Origin of the sequence: Sphingobacterium chuzhouense (assembly GCF_014692525.1) — a bacterium.
Taxonomy (GTDB): domain Bacteria; phylum Bacteroidota; class Bacteroidia; order Sphingobacteriales; family Sphingobacteriaceae; genus Sphingobacterium; species Sphingobacterium chuzhouense.
In genome coordinates this window covers 51,742-69,534 of record NZ_JACNYL010000004.1, presented here as the reverse complement: position 1 = coordinate 69,534, position 17,793 = coordinate 51,742, and the positions used below count along the sequence as shown (strand labels likewise).

General features: G+C 40.9%; 20 protein-coding genes. 1 reads left to right on the top strand and 19 read right to left on the bottom strand.

Annotated elements, in window-relative coordinates:
- Positions 1–64: 64 nt before the first annotated feature.
- The 17 genes from H8B21_RS16505 to mutY form a co-directional block, all read right to left on the bottom strand.
- Entirely contained in the window at positions 65–454 is a 390-nt protein-coding gene (locus H8B21_RS16505) for a DUF2752 domain-containing protein (protein ID WP_190314918.1), read from the bottom strand.
- 1 nt (position 455) lies between these two features.
- Complete coding sequence (locus H8B21_RS16500; RefSeq protein ID WP_190314916.1) at positions 456–968, bottom strand: CD225/dispanin family protein; 513 nt, start codon at positions 966–968, stop codon at positions 456–458.
- A gap of 135 nt (positions 969–1,103) precedes the next feature.
- On the bottom strand, positions 1,104–2,744 hold the full coding sequence (gene groL, locus H8B21_RS16495; protein ID WP_190314914.1) for a chaperonin GroEL: 1,641 nt from the start codon (positions 2,742–2,744) through the stop codon (positions 1,104–1,106).
- Positions 2,745–2,824: 80 nt separating this feature from the next.
- Positions 2,825–3,100, bottom strand: coding sequence for a co-chaperone GroES (locus H8B21_RS16490; protein WP_093364408.1), 276 nt, complete (start codon positions 3,098–3,100; stop codon positions 2,825–2,827).
- Between the two features lie 206 nt (positions 3,101–3,306).
- Positions 3,307–3,678, bottom strand: a complete 372-nt coding sequence (gene secG / locus H8B21_RS16485) for a preprotein translocase subunit SecG (protein WP_190314912.1) — start codon at positions 3,676–3,678, stop codon at positions 3,307–3,309.
- Positions 3,679–3,690: 12 nt separating this feature from the next.
- The gene (locus H8B21_RS16480; protein WP_190314910.1) at positions 3,691–4,728 is read right to left on the bottom strand and encodes a hypothetical protein; all 1,038 of its coding nucleotides are present in this window, start codon (positions 4,726–4,728) and stop codon (positions 3,691–3,693) included.
- Positions 4,729–4,734: 6 nt separating this feature from the next.
- Positions 4,735–5,256, bottom strand: a complete 522-nt coding sequence (locus H8B21_RS16475) for an LptE family protein (protein ID WP_190314908.1) — start codon at positions 5,254–5,256, stop codon at positions 4,735–4,737.
- Between the two features lie 8 nt (positions 5,257–5,264).
- Positions 5,265–6,524, bottom strand: coding sequence for a sigma-54 interaction domain-containing protein (locus tag H8B21_RS16470; RefSeq protein ID WP_190314907.1), 1,260 nt, complete (start codon positions 6,522–6,524; stop codon positions 5,265–5,267).
- Positions 6,525–6,604: 80 nt separating this feature from the next.
- Positions 6,605–8,038 carry a tRNA (N6-isopentenyl adenosine(37)-C2)-methylthiotransferase MiaB gene (gene miaB / locus H8B21_RS16465; RefSeq protein ID WP_190314906.1) on the bottom strand — a complete coding sequence of 478 codons (1,434 nt, stop codon included), beginning with the start codon at positions 8,036–8,038 and terminating at the stop codon, positions 6,605–6,607.
- 125 nt (positions 8,039–8,163) lie between these two features.
- Entirely contained in the window at positions 8,164–8,859 is a 696-nt protein-coding gene (locus tag H8B21_RS16460) for an OmpA family protein (protein ID WP_223815102.1), read from the bottom strand.
- A gap of 93 nt (positions 8,860–8,952) precedes the next feature.
- Positions 8,953–9,675, bottom strand: coding sequence for a hypothetical protein (locus H8B21_RS16455; protein WP_190314902.1), 723 nt, complete (start codon positions 9,673–9,675; stop codon positions 8,953–8,955).
- Between the two features lie 135 nt (positions 9,676–9,810).
- Positions 9,811–10,203 (bottom strand): hypothetical protein, encoded by a 393-nt coding sequence (locus H8B21_RS16450; RefSeq protein WP_190314900.1) that lies wholly within the window; start codon positions 10,201–10,203, stop codon positions 9,811–9,813.
- 78 nt (positions 10,204–10,281) lie between these two features.
- Positions 10,282–11,700 carry a 23S rRNA (uracil(1939)-C(5))-methyltransferase RlmD gene (gene rlmD / locus H8B21_RS16445; protein WP_190314899.1) on the bottom strand — a complete coding sequence of 473 codons (1,419 nt, stop codon included), beginning with the start codon at positions 11,698–11,700 and terminating at the stop codon, positions 10,282–10,284.
- A gap of 58 nt (positions 11,701–11,758) precedes the next feature.
- Positions 11,759–12,340 (bottom strand): TetR/AcrR family transcriptional regulator, encoded by a 582-nt coding sequence (locus H8B21_RS16440; RefSeq protein WP_165295253.1) that lies wholly within the window; start codon positions 12,338–12,340, stop codon positions 11,759–11,761.
- 16 nt (positions 12,341–12,356) lie between these two features.
- Entirely contained in the window at positions 12,357–13,394 is a 1,038-nt protein-coding gene (gene pheS, locus H8B21_RS16435; protein ID WP_190314896.1) for a phenylalanine--tRNA ligase subunit alpha, read from the bottom strand.
- 44 nt (positions 13,395–13,438) lie between these two features.
- Positions 13,439–13,885 (bottom strand): single-stranded DNA-binding protein, encoded by a 447-nt coding sequence (locus H8B21_RS16430; protein WP_190314894.1) that lies wholly within the window; start codon positions 13,883–13,885, stop codon positions 13,439–13,441.
- A 74-nt stretch (positions 13,886–13,959) separates the two neighbouring features.
- A complete protein-coding gene (mutY, locus tag H8B21_RS16425; RefSeq protein WP_190314892.1) occupies positions 13,960–15,030 on the bottom strand; it encodes an A/G-specific adenine glycosylase in 1,071 nt (356 codons plus the stop codon).
- 133 nt (positions 15,031–15,163) lie between these two features.
- Between mutY and H8B21_RS16420 the strand changes: the two genes are divergently transcribed.
- Positions 15,164–16,021 carry a M23 family metallopeptidase gene (locus H8B21_RS16420; RefSeq protein ID WP_190314891.1) on the top strand — a complete coding sequence of 286 codons (858 nt, stop codon included), beginning with the start codon at positions 15,164–15,166 and terminating at the stop codon, positions 16,019–16,021.
- Positions 16,022–16,099: 78 nt separating this feature from the next.
- On the opposite strand, the gene H8B21_RS16415 is transcribed toward H8B21_RS16420, so the two are convergent.
- Together H8B21_RS16415 and H8B21_RS16410 are read right to left on the bottom strand one after the other, a co-directional pair.
- Entirely contained in the window at positions 16,100–16,885 is a 786-nt protein-coding gene (locus H8B21_RS16415) for an endonuclease/exonuclease/phosphatase family protein (RefSeq protein ID WP_223815101.1), read from the bottom strand.
- A gap of 66 nt (positions 16,886–16,951) precedes the next feature.
- Positions 16,952–17,791 (bottom strand): phosphodiester glycosidase family protein, encoded by an 840-nt coding sequence (locus H8B21_RS16410; protein ID WP_190314887.1) that lies wholly within the window; start codon positions 17,789–17,791, stop codon positions 16,952–16,954.
- Positions 17,792–17,793: the final 2 nt, after the last annotated feature.

Below are 17,793 nucleotides of genomic sequence, written 5' to 3'. Positions count from 1 at the left end.
TTTTAAATATCTACGAACTAAGCATTATGCGAATGGGACAAAAATCAATCCAAGAATGAGGTATCTATATCACATTCCGTAAAACAAAATACGCAAAAATAATAGTTGCTAAAATTTTAATGGCGTATTCACCAAATAGGATTTTCCGCCATTTCAATAAATGCTCATTTGGGTCTTTCACAAACCGGTAGCCAAAGCCGAAAGTAAGGTAGGGAATAAAAGGCAAAAGCAAAGCATTGTGATGTAGTGCTTTCCGAAAATCCCCATGTAATATGGCGTGAACCGCACGTTGGGAGCCACACCCTGGGCAGTCCAATCCTGTTAATGCCTTGAACGGGCATTGCGGAAACCAGCTATGTGCAGCAGGATCATAAGTATAATAAACATAGGTTGCTACCCCCATCACTACCACACCGGTTCCTAAAAGCACCCAACGATACTTTCTCCAAATCATGTTAAAAATCTCCGGACATCATTGCCCCAAACATTGCGAAACCAAAGATAATGAAATAAAGCACCCATAGACCAATACAAACGCCGACATTGATCCACATCCATTTTTTTGCATTCGCAGAATCTTCCTCAGCACCCAATACATCTCCAGCGTAGAATTTCTTTTCCACGCGTGAGGCATAAACAATCGATGGAATACCTAACGGCCAACAACAGAAAATCGTGGTTAAAATCGTTTCCAACAAATAGGTTTTTGGCGGCTGTTCCATACGCTGGTTGTAAGGTGAAGCGGGTGTATTCGGAAATTGAGGAGGAGTTTGTGGTGATCCTGTGAAGTAAGGCTGTGAACCTGTTGACAGAATGCTGCTCAACTCCGGAACACTCTTAGCAAGCACCCAGTTAGGCATCCCTTCCGCCCATACATAGGTATCGGCAGTAATACCTTTGGTTTTTAATTCTTCTATTGAGAAGGGACCGAATGTATTCATTCCGTCCGTATAATGATATTTTTGCATAATTTTTTGATTATAGACAATAAACCTAAAGAATTTTATTTTTATATGCAATACAATCGGGTCTCATATACAAAAAGGCTTCAGAAAATTCTCCGAAGCCTTTTATTTCTATTATGGAATAGGAAGTTTCCTATTTTACATCATGCCTGGCATACCGCCGCCCATTGGAGGGGCACCAGCACCTGCTACTGCATTTTCTTCAGGCTCATCAGCCAATACACATTCTGTTGTTAATAGCATAGATGCAACAGAAGCCGCATTTTCCAAAGCTACACGAGAAACTTTAGTCGGATCGATAACACCCGCACCAATTAAGTTTTCATATACATCTGTACGTGCATTATAACCGAAGTCAGCTGTACCTTCTTTTACTTTTTGAACAACTACTGCTCCTTCAATACCTGCGTTGTTACAGATTTGGCGAAGAGGCTCCTCAATAGCACGCTTAATGATATCGATACCGATTGTTTCATCTTCGTTAGCACCTTTAAGGTCTGCCAACGCCTCTGTAGCACGGATGAAGGCCACACCACCACCAGCAACGATACCTTCTTCTACCGCTGCACGAGTAGCGTGCAATGCATCATCTACACGATCTTTCTTCTCTTTCATCTCTACTTCTGTGGTTGCGCCTACATAAAGTACCGCTACACCACCAGATAATTTCGCTAAACGCTCTTGTAATTTCTCACGATCGTAGTCAGAAGTTGTTGTTTCGATTTGTGAACGGATTTGTGCAACACGAGCTTTGATGTCATCTGCATTTCCCGAACCGTTAATCACAGTTGTATTATCCTTGTCAACAACTACTTTTTCAGCTTGTCCCAGGTAAGAAAGTTCTGCATTCTCCAATTTGTAGCCTCTTTCTTCAGAGATAACAGTACCGCCTGTTAAGATAGCGATATCTTCCAACATCGCTTTACGACGGTCACCAAAACCTGGCGCTTTAACTGCTGCCACTTTCAATGAACCACGGATTTTGTTTACTACCAATGTCGCTAATGCTTCACCGTCTAGGTCTTCCGCAATAATTAACAATGGTTTGCCTGTCTGTACTTGTTTTTCCAAGATAGGCAACAATTCTTTCATATTGCTGATTTTCTTGTCGTAAATCAAGATATACGGGTTTTCCAACTCGGCTTCCATTTTGTCAGAGTTAGTGACAAAATATGGAGACAAATAACCACGATCGAATTGCATACCTTCAACTGTTTTTACCTCAGTTTCTGTACCTTTTGCTTCTTCTACTGTGATAACACCGTCGTTTCCAACCTTCTCCATAGCCTCAGCAATCAAAGCACCAATTACTTCGTCATTGTTTGCAGAGATTGTAGCAACTTGTTTAATTTTATTATTATCAGCTCCAACCTCTTTTGATTGCGATTGCAAGTTAGCTACAACAGCAGCAACCGCTTTATCGATACCACGTTTTAAATCCATTGGGTTAGCACCCGCTGCTACGGATTTCAAACCTGGAGCAACAATAGCTTGTGCAAGTACAGTTGCTGTCGTCGTACCATCACCAGCCTGATCTGCAGTTTTAGAGGCAACCTCTTTCACCATTTGTGCACCCATGTTTTCCAAAGCATCTTTCAATTCGATTTCTTTGGCTACGGTTACACCATCTTTAGTTATTGCAGGAGAACCAAATTTTTTCTCGATAATTACATTACGTCCCTTAGGACCCAAAGTTACTTTTACTGCATTTGCCAAGGTGTCCACACCTTTTTTCAGTGCGTCGCGCGCTTCTACGTTATATCTTACTTGTTTTGCCATTTTTTAATTACTCTTTAGTAGTTAGTACAAAGTATTTAGATTTTTCTAACTCCTTTTTAAATATTGATTTTACCTTTGACTTACAAAACCGCGTAAATGTCAGATTCACGCATGATTAAATACTCTTTACCTTCGTAAGTGATCTCCGTACCAGCATATTTGCCATATAAAACTTTATCGCCCACTTTAACAGTTAAAGGCTCTTCTGGTTTACCCGTTCCTACCGCAACGATAGTACCTTGAGAAGGTTTCTCTTTTGCTGTGTCTGGAATGTAGATCCCTGATGCTGTTTTTTCTTCTGCGGGAGCTGCCTCTACGACAACTCTGTCTCCGATAGGTTTAATACTTAATGCCATAGTAATCTAGTTTATTTTTTATTTGATGTTTGATTTTAAATTCTTCTCTTTTTCCTTATCACCAACTATGCCAAACGAAGAAACAAGGAAATTGTTGCCATTTTTTCCCTTACCCGTGTCATCCTGTCATATTAAACGAGACAGTATTTCAAAAAAAGACCTTGCAGGCAATCTGCAAGGTCTTCCAATACCTATGAACTTTCGTCTTAGTTTGCGCTATCAGCAGGTGCTGTCGGTGCAGGTGTTTCCGTCACAGGTGCTGTTTCCTGTTGTGTTGGATTCGGATTAAGGTTTAAAGGAGAAGTCTGTGCCGGAGCATCAATCTGATCACCCAAACCACCTGCTCTTCCTCCTGTTGATGGTCCTAAAATATTCATAGCTAAACACAATACCATTAACGCTATTGCCAAGCCCCATGTTCCTTTTTCCAAGAAATCACCTGTACGTTGTACGCCCATCAGATTAGAGCTACCTGCGAATCCTGATGCCAAGCCACCCCCTTTAGGGTTTTGAATCAATACGATAAATCCCAATAAAGCACTTGCCAATATGATCAGGACAATTAAGAATGTTTGCATTATTTTATTTCGTTAATATAGTTTTTCTTCCAATTCCTTAATTCGGGTCGCAAAATACGATTTTTTTTCTGGAAATCTCAAAATTAATTTTTTATAAACCTCTATCGCCTTCACGTACATCGCTTGATCCGCGTATATACTAGCGAGCGTTTCTGTCACTAAGTCAAATTGTTCCTCCGAGCTCTTTCTTGCTTTATTTTCTACATTTAGATTTTCCGGCTGCGGAGGCTGTATTTGCGGTTCTTCTCGAATAAAACGTTCAATTACTTCTGTTACCTTACTTGGTCCATTGGAGGGTGATTCGCGCTGTTTCACCTCATCGCTAAGCTTATCTTCCGGGTTCTGCAAGTGGATAATATGCTCCCGAATTTGTTGATCTAGGATAACGCGATCCAATTCCGCAGGGTCAAACGATGATTTATTTGCGACCGGGAGTTTCGGACTTGCAAATGGCTGATACGTGTCAGCATGCTCCAGCCGGGTCTTATGTAACCACCAACGGAAGCTATAAGGCATTAACTCATCATTATATAGGCTAATGTTTTCTTCTTTTCTTGTGTCTTCAGCTCGATCTTCTTCTTCAGCAACTTGTTCTTCTAGTTGCTCAAAATGTATATCCTTAGCATGAACAGCAAAATAATCTCCTCCACCTATGCCCTCTTGAACCAACGTTTCTAAGACATCTTTATCTTCCTCTTCTTCCTCTAAGCTCTCTCCTATAGAAGGCCCTTCCATTTCTTCAGACGCCGCCGCTATATCTTCAAAGGGCACATAATCATCATCCTCCACTTCTACTACGGGAATTTCTTCGACCGGCAATTGAACATATTCCGCTAGCCAATTAGCATTATTTGCCAACAGAATTGCCCGTTTTTCTAAATGCCCCGTTTGTTCCCCTTTCAAAAACCTACGTCTTTCAAAGGCAAAATGCAACGGTTGTGAATAGGGATATCGTACAAGCAATTGCTCAAAATCAGTCAAGGGAATATCCTTTGGATTGACCAAAGCTTGGTGATATAAATGTGTAAATGACGATCCTTGATTTCCCATACTATTCTACCAGTTAGCAAATGCTCTATTGTAAATATCTTCCGTCAGTAAATTAATAATTTCTCTTGTCAGGTTTTCTTCCTGATTTTGTATCAAGCCTGAAAACTCTCTAAACTGTGAAAAGGATTGCTCAAAATTACTCTCCCCCGTTTCATCCAAACGGTTTGTATATTTTACCTTAACTGTAATAGTCAAGCGGTTCAAGGCGGCACGGTCTGTATTCGCTTCCACCGCTGCAGGAGCAATATCATACCCGGTGATAACACCTTCAAACATGGCGTCGGCTTCCCCGTTAACTTGGCTTAATCTCGATTGATTTCGAATACGCTCTTTTAGTCCTTCGGTAAAGTTCTGTCCGAGAGTTTGGTAGACCATCGGCGCAATATTTTCGAAATAGGCCACATGCACCGTTTTCATATTCTGTGGAATGGAACCTCCCGTAAAACCGTATTTTACACCACAACCATTAATTAGGAGGCATATCGCAATTGCCAATAAAGGAAATATAAACACATTCCGCTTTCTCATAGTATTCATCAATCTAAATTTAAATCCTTGATTTTTCTATACAATGTACGTTCGGAAATCCCCAATTCACGAGCCGCTGCCTTACGCTTACCTTTATGCTTTTTCAACGCCTTCTTAATCAAATCTGATTCTTTCTCGACCAAAGAAAGAGACTCCTCTACCTCTTCCGCATCTTGATCGTCATACGACATATAATCATTACCTTTCGCGCCTTGATTAGGATTATGAATGGTCAAGGTGGGATGTACGCCTTCCTCCCCTAAATAGCCTCCAGAAGGCTTGACTTCATTATAAAGCTGATTAATATACGGCGAATTTTGCTCATAAGTACCTGGGGTTACGCCTTCTTTGAGAAGCTCTACCACCAATTTTTTCAGATCCACCATATCCTTTTTCATGTCAAAAAGGACTTTATATAATAAATCTCGTTCTGAAAAGTCTTCTTTTCCTGCATCTTTAACAAAGACGGGCAATGACGATACCGGTTGCTCTATCGGCAAGTATTTTGTTAGTATAGTAGAATCGACAACACGTTCCTTTTCCAACACTGCAATCTGTTCGGCAATATTCTTTAATTGTCTCACATTTCCAGGCCAGCTATAGTTCATAAGTGTTTCCTGCGCATCTGGTGTCAATTGCACCCCAGGAGATCTGTATTTATCGGAGAAATCAACAATGAATTTCCTAAAGAGCAGATTGATATCTTCTTTACGTTCTCGCAAAGAAGGGATTCGCAATGGAACGGTATTCAAACGATAATACAAGTCTTCTCTAAATTTACCTTTCTTTACAGCTTCATACACATCAACATTCGTTGCGGCAACTACCCGTACGTTTGTTTTTTGCACTTTTGAAGACCCTACACGGATGTATTCGCCGGTTTCCAATACTCGTAGCAATCTGGCTTGCGTACCCAAAGGAAGCTCGCCTACCTCGTCCAAAAAAATAGTCCCACCATCCACAACTTCAAAATATCCTTTCCGTGCTTCATGCGCACCTGTAAACGAACCCTTTTCGTGACCAAACAATTCAGAGTCTATCGTTCCTTCTGGGATCGCACCACAGTTTACAGCAATAAAAGGCCCATGTTTTCTCGCGCTTAGTTGGTGGATAATATGCGAAAAAACCTCTTTACCTGATCCGCTTTCTCCTTGTATTAATACAGATATATCTGTTGGTGCTACCTGCCAAGCGACATCAATTGCTCGATTCAGCAATGGTGAATTACCAATGATCCCAAATCTATTTTTAATATCTTGAATATCCATTTTTATTCGTGACTCGTGAATCTTGTTTACTTTCAGTGAGCTTAGAAGCCCGGTTTGTAATCCGCAATGTGTCTATATCCTTAATCCACAATTCTGCCGATCAACGTTGCGGATGTACAACGTTCAGCCAATACATGGACGTATTGCCCTGGTTTGAAACGTTCATCAACAGGAAAAACAACCATCGTATTTTGGTCGTTCCGACCACAATAATCCTGATCCGAACGTTTTGAAAATCCTTCGATAAGCACTTTCTGCACGTTACCCACAAAATTTTGTAGACGATAAAGACTATGCTCCTGTTGCTTGTTCACTACCTCCGTTAATCGTCTTTTCTTCACATCTTCCGGTACGTCATCTTCATAACGTTTCGCCGCCAATGTACCTGGTCGCTCGGAATAAGCAAACATATAGGCAAAATCATATTTTACATAATCCATCATCGAGAGGGTTTCCTGATGTTCTTCTTCCGTTTCAGTACAGAATCCTGTGATCACATCAGTAGATATACCACATGTTGGAATAATACGACGGATGGCATTGACCCTATCCATATACCATTCCCGATCGTAGGTACGGTTCATCAATTCCAATACCCGGGAGTTTCCGGACTGTACTGGTAAGTGTATGTATTTACAAATATTTTCGTAACGTGCCATGGTATGCAATACCTCATCGGTAATATCTTTTGGATGCGACGTAGAGAAGCGTACGCGAAGTTCCGGACTTACCTCCGCCACCATAGCTAAGAGCTGGGCAAAGTTCACCGGCGGTGCCGGCGTCTCGCCTTCTGTTGCTGGTTTTGTATATTTATATGAATCGACATTCTGCCCCAACAAGGTAACTTCCCGATAGCCTGCGTTAAACAAATCCTGCGCTTCTTTCACAATAGAATGACAGTCACGACTTCTTTCGCGCCCCCGTGTAAAGGGAACTACACAAAATGAACACATATTGTCGCAGCCGCGCATAATGGAAATAAACGCAGAAATACCGTTGGAATTCAACCGTACCGGACTAATATCTGCATAGGTCTCCTCTCTGGAAAGCAATACATTTACCGCCTTATTTCCGTCGTCAACCTTATCAATCAAATTGGGCAAATCACGATAGGCGTCCGGCCCTACTACGACATCAACCAGCTTCTCTTCTTCAAGGAATTTTGATTTCAACCGCTCGGCCATGCAGCCTAAAACACCGACTACCATACCCGGATTCTTCGCTTTGACAGATTCAAATTCTTTCAACCTATTTCGCACACGCTGTTCTGCGTTTTCCCGGATAGAGCAAGTATTGATAAACACAACATCAGCTTCTTTATAATCTTTGGTTGTTTCAAAACCGTTATCCAATAGAATGGAAGCAACGATCTCGCTATCAGAAAAATTCATCTGGCAGCCGTAGCTTTCGATATATAGTTTTCTTCCTGTCGATTTCCCTGTCGGAAGCATATCCAAAGCCTCACCTTGACGAGATTCGTCGTGTGTTTTTGTCGTGTGTTGTAATTCTATCATAGCATCAACTAAAAGACTACAAAGTTAAGAATAAAAACTTAAACTGATGACAGTTTGGCAGAGCTCGTAAAAAAAAGCGCTATCCAAATAGAATAGCGCTTTTCATTATATATAAAGTACTAAGCTTAATTTTTCGCTTCAGCCTGTGCTTCTTTCACCATCTGATCACCGGCAACAATCACGATCTCCACGCGACGGTTTTCAGCACGTCCGGCATCTGTATCGTTCGAAGCAATCGGTTCTGAATAGTTTTTACCTTCAGTTTTTATGCGCGAACCACTCAATCCCTGCGAAACAGCATAGGCTTTAACAGACGCTGCTCTGGCATCCGAAACTTTCTGGTTCGCGGCCAGTGTACCAATGTTATCCGTATGACCAAGTACTAAAATATCCGTACCTGGTTCTTTATTCAACGTCTCTACCAGTTTAGCGATGTTCGTTTTAGCCGCAGATTTCAGCGTTGAGCTATTGAAATCGAATAAAATACCTTCGTCAAATTTTACAATGATACCTTCGTCGGCTTTAATAACTTCTGCCCCTGCTACGGTATTTTCTATTTCCTTCGCCTGTCTATCCATTTTTTTACCGATCAGACCACCCGCTACACCACCAATGGCGGCACCTGCAATAGCTCCTACGGCTGTATTACCAGCCTTACCTCCAATTAATGCTCCCAAACCAGCTCCTGCAGCCGTTCCGATAGCAGCCCCCTTTGTTGTGTTACTGGTATTTTGTACAGCAGCACAACTAGCAAACAACATCGCTGAAGTGGCTACTGATAAGCCATATACAGCTATTTTTCTATTGAGTTTCATAATCAAATATTTTCTAGTTTCACTTAATTACTTTGAGATAAACAAAGTAAATGCCAAAATAAGGCAATCGTGGTATAAACTAAATGAAAATAAAAAGAATTATCGTTCTTGTGGAGGAATGTCGAGTTTCGGCAGACGTTCGGAACGAGGGCGACCATTTTTATCCCAAGCTTCGAAGGAACGTTTTACATAATGCATGAAATCATATTGTCCCCAATTCCTAACCATACTGTAGGACGGACGGTACATATCCATAAATGATTGAAGCTCATCACCATCCAAATCAATCACTGAACGCACAGTGGTTTTGTTAAAAACTCGATCTACATGGCCTTCTTCAAGCTCTCTGTCCATTAAGTTGGCAAACCGTTTCGCATTCTTTGCATCACGTCCAAACAAATTGTATAATGCCGTTGCAGGGCTTCCTAAATAAGTACCGACCGTATTCTTACCACCGTTATAGACCCCTTTCTTACGATAATCATCTAACATATCCCGCATCTCCGCTTCTTTACTCATCCGACTCACGACAACGGTTTCAATTGTCAAACCCGCTTGCATCTCTATAAGGATATCTTCCGCAGTTTGCAAAACCGTTTTTATAGGTCCATAACCTGTTTTTGTCAAAGAAAGACTATCTCCGACAGACGCCTCAATAATAAATACACCAAATGTATTTGTTTGCGCACGTTTTTTCGTACGTAGGTTGATTACATTGACATCAGATAGGCGTGCACTTCCACCCTTTTCCACCACAATACCTGAAACCCCAATAGATTGCTGTGCGTATGTGCTTGGTGTTACTGTAAGTAGAAGGAGCATCAAACTTATGAGTAAACAAATATATTTGTCATTTATATACATTCATATAAATTTAGTAAATGTTTAGACTAACCAATGTTAAAAAGTTTTAAATCTATTTAGTACCCGTCTATAATTGTGTCCTAATCACCAAAATTATTTGTACGGATAAAAAACAAAGTTCGCCCCCTCAGGTACGATAACAAAGAGACACATATATTCGTTGGTATTTTTGAAATGTTTCGTAAAATAATCTTTCCGGTCGTCCTTGACAAGTCCACGGTCGACAAACTCTTCCAATGAGCTTACATTAATCGTCCACTGTGTGTTTAGTTCATCTTTATTCAACAATAGCTCTCCGATACTTACCTCGTGTTGATGGGCTATAAAAATAGGATATAGCGTGTATCCTTCTGCTATCATCTCGGTAGCTACTTCCTTTATGGAATCACTGTAAAAATCCAAATCAACTTTCAAGCTCTTGAGTGGGCTGTTTGCAGTTGGGTCATCCGCAGACCCTATTCTTCCCATTAAATCTTCTATGTCCATATTGATGCTTTTAAGTTCGTGATTATCTTCAATGAATCCGCCAACTAGCGGGTTCGCTGTTCTTGATTTACCACTATGTTACGGATTACGAGTTTTCAAAACCAACAACACCACATTTTCTACGTGTTGCGTATGTGGAAACATATCCACGGGCTTAATACGTTCTACATCGTATTTTTCTTGCAATAAAACCAAGTCACGTGCTTGAGTTGCAGCATTGCAGCTTACATACACTATCTTTTTAGCTTCCATTTCTAAAATGCGGCTCACAACATCCGAATGCATGCCTGCACGTGGGGGATCTGTGATCACAACATCCGGCCTACCATGTTCCCGTATAAAATCTTCCGTCAGCACATCTTTCATATCTCCTGCATAGAACTTTGTATTGCCAATCCCATTTATCTGGGAATTGATCTTCGCATCTTCAATGGCAGACGGCACATACTCCACACCCACAACTTCCCGCGCCATACGTGCCACAAAATTGGCAATTGTTCCTGCTCCAGTGTACAAATCATATACCAATTCATCTCCTTTTAAACCGGCAAAGTCTCGTGTTATCTTATACAACTCATACGCTTGCGCAGAATTAGTTTGATAAAAAGACTTTGGCCCGACTTTAAACTTCAATCCTTCCATCTCTTCATATATAAAGTCACGGCCATTAAAGGTCTGGATATCTTGATCAAAGATAGTATCGTTACGTTTTTGATTAATAATGTACAGCAGTGACGTAAGCGTTGGAAACTGCTCGTTGACATAGTTCATTAATGCGTCGACCTGCCCTTCTTCCGGATACGCAAAAACGACAATTACCATCACTTCTCCCGTGGAAGATATACGGACAATCAGATTACGCAAAGCGCCTTCATGTGCACGCAGATCATAAAAAGAGATTCCCTGAGCTATGGCAAAATGGCGTACTGCATTTCGAATTACGTTGGATGGATCTTGTTGCAGAAAGCAATGATCGATATCTAAAATCTTATCGAATCTCCCCGGTACGTGAAACCCAAGAGCGTTTAGATCGTCTGGTTTTGTTTCTTCGTCCACCGACGTCAACCACCGTTTATTGGAAAATGTAAACTCCAGTTTATTCCTATAATATGCTGTTTCGGCTGAGGCAAGAATAGGTTCCATGGGAGAAATATCTACTTTACCTAAGCGCTTTAGGGCATTTTCAACGTATTGCTGCTTAAACAACAGCTGTGCGGAGTATTCCATATGTTGCCACTTACACCCTCCACATACACCGAAATGTGGGCAAAAAGGATCTGTGCGGTATTTCGAAGTTTCCTTTAATGCCACCAAACGCCCCTCCGCAAAATTTTTCTTCTTGCGGAACAGCTCTACATCGGCGACATCCCCAGGCACAGCCTGCTCAATAAACAGCACTAATTCGTCGTGTCTGGCAACCCCTTTGCCTTCTTCCGCTATATCAACAATGTGAACATCGGATACAAACCGCTTGTCTTGTGGAATTCGTCTACCCATAATGGGTGCAAAAGTACGGATTTTTTATGTTCTTTTTTTTTGCAAAAAAGAAGAAGAGCTATGATTCCAGCAATGTTGCTTGTACCAGATAAGGGAGGATTTCCTTCTGAAAAGAAATAAAGTTTTTGCGTACATCGGCATCTGTTACCGAGGTAAAAGCAAATGAAAAGACAATATTTTTACTGGATTTGATAAGGAAGGTTAACCTTTCTTCGGGTACGGTTAGTGCAATGGTTTCGTTTTGTATAAAAGAACTAAGCAGTAGAAATTCTAAATCATCAGAAAGTATTTTCAAGTATTCTTGTGCATTGGCCGACTCTCGGATAAACTCCCACCCTACAAACTCGTTACAGACGGTATACGTTACACGACTTACACGAAGAATCGTATTCGCCAGAAAAGTAGAAAGATCTTTTTCCCGGATATTTTTATTCAGGATATCTTCTACGTTTTCCCGAATATAATCCATCAGTACTGCATGCAGAATAAGCTCTTTACTGGCGAAATGCTTATAAAATGTCGCTTTTGCTATACGCGCCTGTTTCGCCAGTTCATTTACACTAGTTTTGTTATATCCGTATCGTCGAAAAAGTTCACGTGCGGATTTCTTAATTGATAATATGACCTGGTCAGGCTCCATATATTAATTTGGGAGGTTACACAAGTTCTGTCTCAAACTGGGATAAGAAACGGACATCGTTCTCAGAGAACAAGCGCAAATCCCGAATTTCGTATTTCAAATTTGTTATCCGTTCGATACCCATGCCAAAAGCAAAACCGGAATATTTCTTACTATCGATCCCGCAGTTCTCCAACACATTTGGATCTACCATACCGCATCCTAATATCTCCACCCACCCCGAATATTTACAGAGCTGGCATCCTTCTCCTTTACATATTGTACAGGAAATATCCATCTCAGCAGACGGTTCGGTGAAGGGAAAATAAGAAGGACGGAAACGTACTTTTGTGCCTTCGCCGTATAGTTCTTGCACGAAATGAAACAATGTTTGCTTCAAATCTGCAAAAGAGACATTTTCGTCTACATACAACCCCTCTACTTGATGGAAAAAGCAATGCGCCCGAGCGGATATCGCTTCATTTCTATAAACACGCCCCGGCATAATAGCGCGGAAGGGCGGTTTTCCCATTTCCATTAAGCGAACCTGAACAGAAGAGGTATGTGTACGTAGCGCGATGTCATTGCCCTCTTTCTTTTCTACGAAAAAGGTATCTTGCATATCACGAGCAGGGTGTTCGGGAGGAAAATTGAGTGCAGAGAAGTTATGCCAATCATCTTCAATCTCAGGCCCTTCAGCTACGATAAAACCTAATTTTTTAAAGATTTCCACAATTTCTTTTCGCACCAACGATAGTGGATGCCGAGACCCCAGCTGGAAGCCTTCTCCAGGGAGTGTTAAGTCCCCCTCCTCACGTCGCGACATCTTTTCTGTATGCGCAAATTGTGCCTGAGCGTCGCTATATGTTTTTTCAGCCAGTTGTTTAAATTCGTTTAAAACTTTACCCAGCGTACGTTTTTCCTCCGCTGATACCGTTTTAAATTCCTCAAATAACGCTTTAACGATACCTTTGGCAACTAAAAACTTTAAACGAAAATTTTCCACATCAACTGCCGACGCGGGAGTAAACTTCTTTATTTCTTCTGTAAACTGCTTAATTTTGTCCTGCAACATATTGCCAAAGATACGGCAAAATATTAAAATATTCTTATGGCATTCTAAAAAGGCAAGCCATCTGCATCGTCATTGTTTTCGGTAAAATCGACCTCTTCTTCTTTTTCACCATCATTTTTTTCCCCTTCCTGCGATGTGAACTTTCCCGTTTGTCCAAAATCAGAAGGCCGTCCCAAGAGTTTGAAACTTTCACCGACAATCTCCGTAACATATCGACGCGTTCCTTCTTTATCTTCATAATTTCGGGTTCGCAGCCGACCCTCTATATAAGCCAATTTCCCCTTTTGAAGATATTTAACCGCCATCTCTGCTAGGTTACGCCACATGACGATATTGTGCCATTCGGTATGTTTAATCCGTACACCATCTTTCGTGTACGTTTCAGAAGTCGCGAAAGGAAAACTGCAAACGGAGACATTGTTATCTAAATAACGTACTTCGGGATCTTTCCCCAAATGCCCCACTAAAATCACTTTGTTAACACTTGCCATAATTTATAATTTAGGAATTGTAAACCTTTTATAAACAATATGCTCTATGGTTAGAAAGAACATCTGTGATTTCACTACGGTTGTTTAGCTGAGATGAGATGAACATTTTTTTCCAGAAAAGAGAATATAAGTTTATGTTTAGCTAATTTATCTATTTTTTCGCAATAATGGTAATTCCAGTCCTTTTTTTTCTTTTTCAAAGATCTGGAATCCTCGACTATATAAAAGCGTGCGTAAATGTTCTGATGGCTTAGTATATGCTTTACCTGCCTGCCAACAGCTTCCAAAACAGTGCTCTCTTCAAAGTATTGGACAAAATCCGTATATGTCATCAAGTCTGGCATCAGCATGTCTTCAGCTGTCTCTATCATCGGAAACTCATAAAGGTTTGTCCACACATCTCTTTCTCCTCGCTTTGACATCAAAATTCTGTCGTTCTCCTTTACAATAAAGTAATGGAAATATCTATTGCGACTTACTTTCCCTTTTAACTTCACCGGTAGCACATCAACTAAACCATTTCGGAACGCGAAACATTCCACACGAAAAATACAATCCTCACATAGTGGGTTCTTAGGCTTGCATTGCAAAGCTCCAAAATCCATAATGGCTTGGTTATATATGCCCGGGCTATCCTTATCAAGCATCTCTTGCGCGACCTCTGCAAACGTTTTTTTTCCTTCCGTAGAATTAATAGGTTCCTTTATCCCAAAGTAGCGTGCCAACACCCGATATACATTTCCGTCGACTACCGCTCTCGGCTCATTTACCGAAAAAGATGCAATAGCTGCCGCTGTATATTCCCCAACGCCCGGTAGGCGAATAGCTTCCTCATAGGCATTAGGGAATACCCCTTGGAACTCTTCTACTACCATTTTGGCTGCTTTATGCATATTCCGGGCACGCGAGTAATATCCCAAACCTTGCCACAGCCGCAGGATATCTTCTTCGTCTGCTTCTGCAAATTTTGTTACAATTGGAAACGCATCTACAAAACGATGGAAATAGGGCGTCCCCTGCTCCACCCTCGTCTGTTGTAAAATAATCTCCGAAAGCCATATAATATAAGCGTCATGCGTGGTTCTCCAAGGCAAATCACGCCCTTTATCTCGGTACCAATTCATCAGTTTTTCAGCGAACGACATGCACAAAGTTGCTTATTTTTCTACAATAAAAAGAGTCCTAAAAAATGTTAAAATTTGTAAAATATTGACTACAAACAGCTTGATACATTACCTTTGTGCTTTCGTATCATAAAAGTTTTTATTGTTGAGGCTCATGCTAAAGAAAAAAACCGCCGTGCTTTTCGTCGAACCGGATGGTACATCTACCAAGAGAATGCAGGTACCCACGTTCGTCGTCACCCACTGGAAAAAGGTTCTATGTTCCTTCATCACCCTCACCGCTATAACGGTATTATCTGTGGTGTATGTGGTTAAACAAAGGACATCTGAAAAATATATAAAGGTTTATGACCAAAAAATAAATAAGTTGAAAGCTGAAAACCGTTTATTGGAATTGGACGAGTTCAACAATCAGCTTACGACCGAGGAAATAAAGAAATCGTTCAACTCTATCGACAGCGCCATTGACCGCATCAATCAGAAGATGAAAAAGCGGGGACTGAAGGAAATTAAGATGAATCCGAATATGGGAGGCCCCGTTGAAAAGGGTGAAGACGATTTGGCGGAGCTTTCCGTTTTCTACAAAAAGCAATTAGAAGACCTAGAATCCAAATTAGATGGTTTACCGCTTGGCCGGCCACATCACGGACGAGTCACATCGCCCTATGGATATCGTCGGAATCCTTTTACAAACCGAGGTCGTGAAATGCATTCCGGTGTGGATTTGAAAGGAAGAACAGGAGATCCTGTGAAAGCAACAGCAACAGGCAAGGTTACTTTTGCAGGCTGGAAAGGAGCTTATGGATACGTGGTCATGGTAAAACATAAAAACGGATACGAAACCCGCTATGCACATCTGACCCGTACACGCGTAAAAAAAGGACAGGCAGTGGAAGCAGGAGATATCGTTGGCTTATTGGGTAGCACGGGTCGGAGCACCGGTCCTCATCTACATTATGAAGTTCTCTTACATAACAGAAAACTCAACCCATCAAAATATTTTTCGTTATAACAACAACTTGTTTTTAATGGCAATCAAGCTTACATGAATTAATATATGAGATTAATTCATGTAAGCTTCGTTATTGGTTTACCAATGTAGCACACTAACCACAGGAAAATGATCCGAAGGGAATTTGCCCATATATGTATCTGTTAAGATACCATATTTACGTACGTTGAATGGTTTTGTAATAAAAATATGATCGATGCGCTGCTTGGGCTTAAGTCCTTTTCCCCAAGCGTTAAATGAGGAGTTAGGTTCATACACCATTTTCGCCAGTTCATGTGCATCTCGTACAATCCCACTTTTTGCAAGCGTAAAGTATGCTTCATTGGTTTCATCTACATTGAAATCACCGGTTAAGATAATAGGTAAATCTCCTGCTAGTTCCTTTGCTTTCTCTAAGATAAGCTTTGCACTTTCACGGCGTGCCTCCACACCTATGTGATCAAAATGTGTATTCATGAAGATAAATTGTTTGCTATTTTGGTTGTCTTCAAATACACCCCATGTACAGATTCTTGGCAAAGCGGCATCCCATCCTTTGTTAGGTTTCTCCTTATCTGTATCGGAAAGCCAAAACGTTCCATCTTTTATCAATTTAAAGCGTTGCTTGTTAAAGAAGACAGCCGAGTGCTCTCCTTTCTGCGCACCATCATCACGACCCACGCCAATGTATTCAAAACCGGGCAACTGGTTCTTCATATCCTGCACCTGTTCGTAAAACCCTTCCTGGATACCAAAGATATCAAATTCATGAAATTGGATAAGATTGGTTACCGCATGCTTCCTATCATCCCATAAGTTCCCAACATCCGATGTTGTTTTCAGACGTATATTAAAAGAAGCTACCGTCAGCTCTTGTGCTGACAAAATGTAAAAAAAACCTAAAAGGAATAATATTGATAAAGAGATCTTTTTCATAGCATATAAATAGTGTTATTTGACATATATAATATTGGCAACGGCGCGTTCGCCTTCATGATCAAACTGTTTATTATCAGACGGGTAGTTCACTACACCATTTTCTGTAGCTCCTTTTATATACAATGTGGAGCTACCTCCGCCATCAAGATTCATTGCGTCTTTCGCCCCCAGCCAGCGTAATATACTCGACAGTTCGTGGAGGTTCATACCATGCGAAGATTTATTCCTTCCGTCGACAACAAATAGGAGCAATTTATCATCTCCTGTCAATGCAATCGCCGTACGCGGGTGCCTGTTGTCGTTAAAGGCATTTTTGGTTAATGGATAAGGACTGCTATCCGCTATAAGTAACGGACCGGAAAGCATGACGTTTGGATAGCGTCCCGCCTCATATAGAGTGTCGGTTGCCGCTTTGATCTTTACCTCTTTTTTCGAAACCAAAAGCAACGCATTACCTCGATCTGATTTTTTTCTAGTATGGTTGACGACTTTATTATCTACTTGAATAAAATCAGTTGCACCACCATTTTTCATGTCAAAGAAACCGCCGTTTACTGCCACCAATGCGTGGTGTTCCAATGCCAATTGTGAAGTGGGTTTCAACTCGGAAGACTCTGCAGCGAAATAAAGTTTCTTTAAATTCTTTTTAAGGTCGATTTCCACATAGTTAATCTCCTGTTCGCTGTCAAAGAGATTATTAAAATGTCCTTGTTTCCATATAACCCCTTTTTTCACTTTCGTTTTTTTCCAATCTTTGGTAACGACTGCTATGGAATCCTGGTTCTCTTGTGCAAACGTGGCTGTAACAAAAAGGACAATACTGGCAAGAATACTTATTCTTAAACGATACATCG